This window comes from Myxacorys chilensis, from assembly GCF_059505265.1.
In genome coordinates this window covers 1-2207 of sequence record NZ_JCACKG010000003.1, presented here as the reverse complement: position 1 = coordinate 2207, position 2207 = coordinate 1, and the positions used below count along the sequence as shown (strand labels likewise).

General features: G+C 70.0%; 2 protein-coding genes. Both read left to right on the top strand.

All coding sequences use genetic code 11. The features are described 5' to 3' along the window. The coding region (gene ilvD, locus AC5JLB_RS00180; RefSeq protein WP_495871839.1) for a dihydroxy-acid dehydratase at positions 1-1398 on the top strand (1398 nt) is incomplete at its 5' end. 99 nt (positions 1399-1497) lie between these two features. After that, positions 1498-2207, top strand: a 710-nt coding sequence (locus tag AC5JLB_RS00175) for a cache domain-containing protein (protein ID WP_495871838.1), incomplete at its 3' end; no start/stop codon positions are given.

The following is a 2207-nucleotide window of genomic DNA, read 5'->3' as shown; positions in this document are numbered from 1 at the left end:
GAGGCCGGGAAGGTCGTCCTGAAGGGCAGGGAGGTTGCGCTCGACCTCGTGGACGCGATGGTCGCCGCCGCAGACGATGCCGTGACGGACGAAGAGGTTCAGCAGATCGAGCGCAGCGCCTGCCCGACCTGCGGGTCCTGCTCGGGCATGTTCACCGCCAACTCCATGAACTGCCTGACCGAGGCGCTGGGGCTGTCGCTGCCGGGGAACGGCTCGACGCTCGCCACGCATGCGGATCGCAAGCGGCTCTTCGTGGAGGCGGGGCACCTGATTGTGGACCTGGCGCGCCGGTACTACGAGCAGAACGATGAAAGTGTCTTGCCGCGGTCCATTGCCACCAAGGAGGCGTTCGAGAACGCCATGGCGCTCGACATCGCGATGGGGGGCTCGACCAACACCGTCCTGCACATACTCGCGGCGGCCCACGAGGGGGGCGTGGACTTCGGCATGGAGGACATCGACCGGCTGTCGCGCCGGGTGCCCTGCCTCTGCAAGGTCGCGCCCGCGAAGTCGGACGTGCACATGGAGGACGTGCACCGGGCCGGAGGGATCATGGCGATCCTCGGCCAGCTCGATGCGGCCGGGCTCCTGCGCCGCGAGGTGCCGACGGTGCATGCTCGCAGCCTTGGCGCGGCCATCGACCAGTGGGATGTGAGCCGCACCAACCACGAGTCGGTGCGTCAGTTCTTCCTCGCCGCCCCTGGGGGCGTAGCGACGACCGAGGCCTTCAGCCAGTCACGCCGCTGGAGGGAGCTCGACCTCGACCGGCAGAAGGGCGCGATCCGTGATGCGGAGCACGCCTTTTCACAAGACGGCGGCCTTGCGGTGCTGGCCGGCAACCTCGCGCCCGAGGGCTGCATCGTGAAGACGGCCGGGGTGGACGAATCGATCCTCGTCTTCGCGGGGCCGGCGCGGGTCTTCGAGAGCCAGAACGCCGCCGTCGAGGCGATCCTGTCGAACCGCATCAAGGCCGGCGACGTGGTGGTGATCCGCTACGAAGGGCCGAAGGGCGGGCCGGGGATGCAGGAGATGCTCTATCCCACGAGCTACCTGAAGTCGAAGGGCCTGGGGAAGGCCTGCGCCCTCGTCACCGACGGGCGCTTCTCGGGGGGGACCTCGGGCCTGTCAATCGGCCATGTGAGCCCCGAGGCGGCCTCGGGGGGGACCATCGGCCTGGTGCAGGACGGCGACCGGATCGAGATCGACATCCCGTCGCGGACCATCACTCTGGCGGTGCCCGAGCCCGAACTCGCCCGACGCCGCGTCGAGCAGGAGGCCCGAGGATGGCGCCCGGCCGCGCCGCGGGCGCGTAGGGTCAGCACGGCGCTGAAGGCCTATGCCATGCTCGCCACATCGGCGGCCCAGGGGGCGGTGCGTAGGCTACCCGACGAGGTCTGACGGTTGGGGTGGGGTAGGGATCCTTTGCCGCCCGGAACCCGGACTGTCCACCGAGCGTTTCGCTTAGCCGGGCGACTAAATCCGAGGGACGGGCAGACCTTGCCGGAAGCGGCAGCGAAGACGGCAGGCCCGCCAAGCGGGCGATCAGTGCGCAGGCATCTGCTGGCCTACGCACTGGCCTTTGCCTTGCCAATGCTCGTGCTCGTCGCGATCCTGTTGTCGCAGTTCGCCGCGGTCGAGCGGCGGCGCGTGGAGGCCGAGGCGCTCGAGGCCGCTCGACGCATCGCCCTGAGCGTGGAGCGCGAGATGGCCGGGCTGCGCTCGGCGCTCGTGGTGTTGTCGCTGTCACCCTACCTGCGCGAGGGGGACCTCGAAGCCTTCCATGCGCAGACGGTCGAGGTCCTGCGGCGGCAGGGCCTCCAGGCCGTGCTGCGCGACACGGAAGGACAGGAGATCGTCAACGCCAAGGCGGCCTGGGGCGTGCCGTTGCCCGAGCTGCGGCTTTCCGTGGATGCCGAAGCGCTCGAGACCGGCGGCATCGTCGCTTCGGGCCTTCATTACGCGCCGGTGGCGCAGACGAACGCCTTCAGCCTCGTCATGCGGGTCGCGGGCGAGGGCGGCACGCCCCTGCTCCTGGGCCTCAGCCTCGACACCGCGCGGCTGGGGCAGCTCTTCGAGACCGGCGGCGTTCCCGAGAGCTGGACGGCCTCAATCGTGGACCGCGACGGGCTGATCCTCGGCCGCAACAGGGACGCCGAGCGCTACGTGGGGACGCCTGCCACGCAGGACCTTCTCGACAGCACCACCGG